Annotated in this window: 5 protein-coding genes and 2 tRNA genes; 5 read left to right on the top strand and 2 right to left on the bottom strand. The window is 39.0% G+C overall.

The features are described from left to right. The first annotated feature begins 208 nt into the window (after positions 1 to 208). From BO222_RS10910 to BO222_RS10900, 3 genes are all read left to right on the top strand, one after another. Positions 209 to 730, top strand: coding sequence for a hypothetical protein (locus BO222_RS10910; protein ID WP_075820825.1), 522 nt, complete (start codon positions 209 to 211; stop codon positions 728 to 730). A gap of 544 nt (positions 731 to 1,274) precedes the next feature. Continuing rightward, positions 1,275 to 2,531: a cation:proton antiporter gene (locus BO222_RS10905; protein WP_075820824.1), complete on the top strand. Its 1,257-nt coding sequence runs from the start codon at positions 1,275 to 1,277 to the stop codon at positions 2,529 to 2,531. A gap of 381 nt (positions 2,532 to 2,912) precedes the next feature. Continuing rightward, positions 2,913 to 3,767 carry a C39 family peptidase gene (locus BO222_RS10900; RefSeq protein WP_158024603.1) on the top strand — a complete coding sequence of 285 codons (855 nt, stop codon included), beginning with the start codon at positions 2,913 to 2,915 and terminating at the stop codon, positions 3,765 to 3,767. A 240-nt stretch (positions 3,768 to 4,007) separates the two neighbouring features. Here the strand turns inward: BO222_RS10900 and BO222_RS10895 are convergent. Next, a tRNA-Leu gene (locus tag BO222_RS10895) sits at positions 4,008 to 4,095 on the bottom strand. Between the two features lie 3 nt (positions 4,096 to 4,098). After that, positions 4,099 to 4,173 (bottom strand) — tRNA-Cys (locus tag BO222_RS10890). A 228-nt stretch (positions 4,174 to 4,401) separates the two neighbouring features. Here BO222_RS10890 and BO222_RS10885 point away from each other — a divergent pair. Together BO222_RS10885 and tnpA are read left to right on the top strand one after the other, a co-directional pair. Continuing rightward, the gene (locus BO222_RS10885; RefSeq protein WP_083647800.1) at positions 4,402 to 5,283 is read left to right on the top strand and encodes a YitT family protein; all 882 of its coding nucleotides are present in this window, start codon (positions 4,402 to 4,404) and stop codon (positions 5,281 to 5,283) included. 284 nt (positions 5,284 to 5,567) lie between these two features. After that, the coding region (gene tnpA / locus BO222_RS10880) for an IS66 family insertion sequence element accessory protein TnpA (protein ID WP_198931989.1) at positions 5,568 to 5,814 on the top strand (247 nt) is incomplete at its 3' end.

Raw genomic sequence — 5,814 nt, 5'->3', positions numbered from 1 at the left:
GCCTCAGAAAAGAGAAGAAACAGGAATCTGTCTGGAGCAGACCCGTGATAACAGGTTCAAGCCGGACAGGAAAGATATCTGTAACTATTGAGAGGAATATTAGATAGTTGTAGATATTTAGTAGCGGCGGAGCTTATGCTGACTTAGGCAGAAACCTGTTCTTCTCAGGAGATACTCTGGGGCTCAGATCCATCTTGGCGGCACTACAGTGGCTACTAATGCTCTTGATTCCTGGATTTCCGGCGTATCAAAGATTGTTGATTACATTGCGGATCACAAAATGGAATTCAACTTCGGAGGTCATACAAACTATGCATGCTCTTCTGATTTTGCTAAATGGATGCTAAGTGCTTTACAGGAAGCAAAAGCCAATCTGGAAGAGGACCCCGAATGGAGTGGACTGATCGTTGTTGAAAACGGAAAAGTGTTCACCAAGGATCGCCATAACGAAATGCTTAAGAACGGTCTTTCGGATACTGAAGAGTTGAATATTCTTTCTGTAAACTTTGTCAAACCACGAGTGCAGCCAGGTGATCAGAAGCCAGAAGAAAAACCATCAGATGAAGTCAAACCTTCTGCTTCTCAGGAAACTTCCAGGGCAGAAGCACTCAAAGTGAAGGTTGAATCTGACAGTACTTCAAATGATCCGCACACCTCATATGCAAGTACAACTGGTGCCTTCTCGATTACTGCTATGGCAGCCATTCTGTTAAGAAGAAAGAAAAACTAATTATTTTCAAGCTACTTAAATCTTAAAAAAAAGGAATTTTGACATTCGAAGAACAATGACTTCTTTTTGAATCATTCAGTCAGAATCAACCGATACCAGACATCGACAATAATATGAAATTTTATTCACGAATCATCAAATGAAGTATCGGAAATTGCAAGAACTGAAATCCAATCTCAGTAAAGCCTGAAAAAATGCTGAATCATTCAGACAGATAATTAAATTCCTTCTTTTCGGCGAAGAATCCGTGATGGATTCTTCGCTCTTTGGCGTTTATGCCTGGTTTTTGTTCTGGCTATGATTAATCAGGACTGAAATTCAATAGGATTCAAAATCGATCTAAAAAGAAACTTTTCTGATTTTTCAATCAGACAAATAAAAATGTTCATCCATTTTGAAAACATCTCACATGAAAACCGCAATTATTCGGTATTTGAGCCGAAATAAAATGGCTTTCACATTCTTCAGACATATGATTTCACTGTAAGATTCATTTTTCTCATAATATAGATAAAGATGACATAAAGAAAAGTGAGGATTAAGTATGGAATCTTATCGTTACCTGCTGGATATAGCGATTATCCTGCTCGCGACTAAATTTTTTGGCATTTTTTCAAAAAAGCTTCGAATGCCAAGCGTTGTCGGTGCTCTTGTAGCAGGAATCATCCTGGGCCCTTCAATGTTAAATATCGTGGCTCCCAGCCAGCTGATTACATCTCTTTCTGAAATTGGAGTTATCGTAATCATGTTTGCGGCTGGTCTGGAAACAAGTATTACCGATCTAAGAAAGGCCGGTCTGAAAGCTTTTGTAATCGCGCTGTTGGGAGTTCTGATTCCTTTAGCCGTGTTCTATGTAATTGGTATGATTTATGATCATGGTCCAAAAGCTTGGATTACCAATCTATTTATCGGCGTGATCTTTACTGCAACTTCTGTTGGGATTACGGTTGAAACTCTTAAAGAAATGCATTGCATGAATACAGAGAGTGGGAATGCAATCTTAGCAGCAGCTGTAATCGATGACGTATTAGGAATTGTCTGCCTGACACTCGTTACAGGATTTGCGGACAGTTCTGTTTCTATTCCAATGGTACTAATGAAGATCTTAGGTTTCTTTGTCTTCGCGGTAGCGGTAGGAATCGTTATGCATAAAGTTTTCAAATGGTGGTTTTCACATGACAATAACAATGGTCTGCAGCGTTATTCTATCGTGTCATTCGCATTTGCTTTAATCATGGGATATATCTCGGAAGCCTGGTTTGGCGTAGCGGATATTACTGGTAGCTTTGTTGCCGGCTTGATTATTTCTGGTACCAAACAGTGTGAATATGTAACCAAACGTATTGGTACTCTTTCATACATGCTGATCAGTCCAATCTTCTTTGCAAGCATTGGTCTGAAACTGACTCCAATCCATCTGACCTGGACTCTGGTCGGGCTGCTGTTGATCCTATGTGTTGCCTCGATTGTAACCAAAGTTGGTGGCTGCTACTTAGGAGCAATTATGACGAAGTACTCATCTAAACAGGCATTGCGAATAGGATGTGGTATGATCAGTCGTGGTGAAGTTGCCCTGATTGTTGCAAATAAGGGTATGGCTTTAGGATTATTGCCTGAATTCTTTGTATCCCCAATCTTATTATGTGTAGTATTTACCACTGTAATTACCCCAGTTTTCCTGAAGATGGTTTACAAGAGGGAACCAGGAGATACAGATTTCAAGGACCACATGGATCATTCTGAAAAGAAAGAAATCCATGAAGTCATGAAAAATCCGATGACTAACTATCAGGAAGTTTAGTCATCTCCGAATCTTTCATTCAAAACAGATTTTAGACACGAAAGAGTTCTTCAATTCAAGTTGGAGAACTCTTTTTCATTCATCAGAACAAACAATCCACTTACTAAATTTGAAGCCGTAAAATCCCAGGTGTATCCGTTTATGTTAATGTCTGTAAAATGTAAATTATTTTGGAGAATTAATCTGACGAAACATGAATGTTATACAAAAAAACCGATAGACTCTACAAATAGCTTCTATTTACAATCTTTCGAATCAGTGGATGTAGCGGAAATTGAAATCCCAAATACCCAAATAAAGAGACTTATATCGTAATATTGACTATTGTGATATAATCGCTGTATGAAAACGGATACAAATCAGCTGAAGAGAAGTGAAAATTTGCGAGAGCGAAACAGACGATTTGTTTTTATTGCTTTTGGAATCGTAACAACCTGTTTGATGCTCACTATTACTTCCTGTTCAGCGGATCAATCTTCAGCATCAGGGCAGGAGGGTAAGAAAACTGACCAAAAAATTATCACGGGCAAGACTGATAATGAACGTGACGATACAGATTTAAATAAAATAGATCCATCAGATCAGGATCAATCAGAAAATGGAACAAGCGACAGGAATACTTCAGATACAGGCGATAGAAATGAAACTAAACCTTCTGCGGATTATTCCAATAAAAGCAGCAGTTCTCAGATTCGGTTGGCTATCCCACAACGCATTCAGGAAAACGGCTATTACTGCGGACCAGCCAGTTTGCAGATGGTTCTTGATTATCATGATATCTCTGTCTCACAGGATCAATTAGCTGCAGATCTGAATACAAGTTCGATTACCGGGACCGAGTATGAAGATCTGGCTCGAGTCGCTAACCAATACATATTTGGTAAAGATCCGCAATCAAATACAGATCCAGGATATCGGGCGGTGATTCTTCCTGCGTGGGCTTCAGATCATTCACAGAAGGTCGATTTTGAAAGACGAGCTTTGATGGATCTTACTACGGGAGATCCTGTCTTTGTCTCGATCAATAATGAAGTTGCTTATGGTCCGGGTTATGGTACCATTCATCAGGTTGTATTGTATGGAGTGGATATAGAAGATGGAAAAGCAGTGAATTATTATTATCGGGATCCATTGTATACTCAACAGGATACAGAAAACGAAGGAAAGAAAGTAGTCAGCGCAGATGAGTTATGGAAGATAATGACTCAAAATCCTGAGCCAGGATACGTCTGGTAAGTAGAGAAAAAAGACTCTGAATTTTCCGAAGACTCGCGTTCAAATAGAACTGCGAGTTTTTTTGATTTTTTTTAGTATTTATGGAAAAGCTGGAAAGAAAATCTATAGAATTCGATTTTCAACGTGACGGAAAATGAGGATTAAGATTGAATTCATCGTGAAAAATGAAGTCCAACCAAACTATATAGACGATATAAAAGAAAAAGACCTGTAAATATACAGGTCTGTTCTATTCCAAGATGGTGGGAACGGAGGGACTTGAACCCTCACGGGCGCAATGCCCGACGGATTTTAAGTCCGTTGCGTCTGCCTATTCCGCCACGATCCCATCTGGAGGTTCCGATCGGATTTGAACCGATGATCACAGAGTTGCAGTCTATTGCCTTAGCCTCTTGGCTACGGAACCAATTCCTTAATGCCTACTCATGATAACAAACTCGAAATCCGGATGCAAGAAGAAATCACTAAAATTAACAACTAAATATTAATTACCGTAATTAAATAAACAAAGAGGGATAAGTAATGGGTTTTATGTCAGCTAATCTGGTGATGAGTCATAGCATTAACGGAACAAAATCCTGTTATCATGAATATAATAGTCCATTCAGGTCCTAAAAGGAATCGAGGTTTGATTATGTATAATATGATCCGAAAATGGGAAGAAAATAAGAAGGCGCATTTAGCCATATCGACAGTTATGATCATTCTGTCGAGTCTGCTTCAGGTCTATGTCATGCAGGTCTTTATGAATCCCTGCAACCTGATTTCAGGAGGATTTACAGGGATTGCGTTATTTATAAACCGAATCGGTGGAAAACTTGGAATTGATTTACCTGTATCGATGCTGATCATTGCTCTAAATGTACCTGTAGCTCTATTTTGTTATAAGGCCATTTCGAAACGGTTTGTTTATCTTTCAGCCCTGCAGTTTTCACTGACTTCATTGCTGCTTGAAGTATTAAATTTTGAACCGCTTTTTTATGATCTAACAATTAATATTCTATTTGGCGGTTTACTCTGGGGGTTTTCAATCTCTTTAGCTTTACAGGCTGGAGGCAGTACAGGCGGAACAGATTTTATTGCCCAGTATATCGGAAACAAGATTCATCATTCGATCTTCGAATATGTTTTTTATTTTAACTGCGCAATGTATATCGCTTATGGTGCAGGATTTGGCTGGATCTATGCAGCATATTCAATCATCTTCCAATACCTGTCCACGATGGTCATTAATCGAACGTATAAGCGCTATGCAAAAGTCACTCTGGAATTTACTACTGAAAATCCAGATGTTGTAGTAGAGGCGTTTATGAAAGCCACACGGCATGGAATGTCAGTCATTGAAGCCAGGGGTGGATTTTCTGGAAAAAAATATTACATTTGCAAATCGGTTGTGGCCGCTTATGAAGTTCAGGGAATCATTGATGCTGTAAGAGCGGTAGCGCCACACGCTTTAGTTAATGTCTATCAATCGATGAACTTTGTTGGTAATTTCTATCAGAAGCCGATCGAATAATTACGAACAAATAAAGAAACATAATTCCGAATGAAGAAATGGAATTTAGTGAATTCCTTAATTTCTTATTTCAAACAAAAAGAGACGTTTATGGTGACGTCTCTTTTTGTTTGAAAAGGTTGTTTCCAGAGGGATTGTGAGCTGTGTTGTTATTGTAAAGAACAATATTAAATAAGATAGATTTTGAAATATTAGATATTGGTAAGTTCTTTATATTTGACGGGGTTAAACCCTCCGGTGACCGTTGTTAGATTATCTACAACGAAACTGGAGGATTTTTCATTATGCCGAATTATCACTATGCGTCAACCAGAAAAGGAAACCGGGAATTCTGGACCAGACAGGTTCAGGCTTATCACCTGTCCGGACTTTCTCAGAAGGAGTTCTGCCAGAAGAATGGCTTGATCTATACCTCTTTTGGCTACTGGAAACGCAGGTTGGAAAGGTCTGCGAAAGCTGAAGGAATAGAGTTTGTAGAGATTGATGTCGCTGCTGTCGCAGAAAACTCTGCCGCTATTACTCTGTCTGTCG

It is taken from the genome of Ileibacterium valens (assembly GCF_001945525.1).
GTDB lineage: Bacteria > Bacillota_I > Bacilli_A > Erysipelotrichales > Erysipelotrichaceae > Ileibacterium > Ileibacterium valens.
This window is presented reverse-complemented; position numbering and strand designations above follow the sequence as displayed.

Excerpts from the sequence above, each read along its gene's own strand:
- BO222_RS10905 (WP_075820824.1), top strand. The coding sequence starts at position 1,275 with ATGGAATCTTATCGTTACCTGCTGGATATAGCGATTATCCTGCTCGCG.
- BO222_RS10885 (WP_083647800.1), top strand. The coding sequence starts at position 4,402 with ATGTATAATATGATCCGAAAATGGGAAGAAAATAAGAAGGCGCATTTA.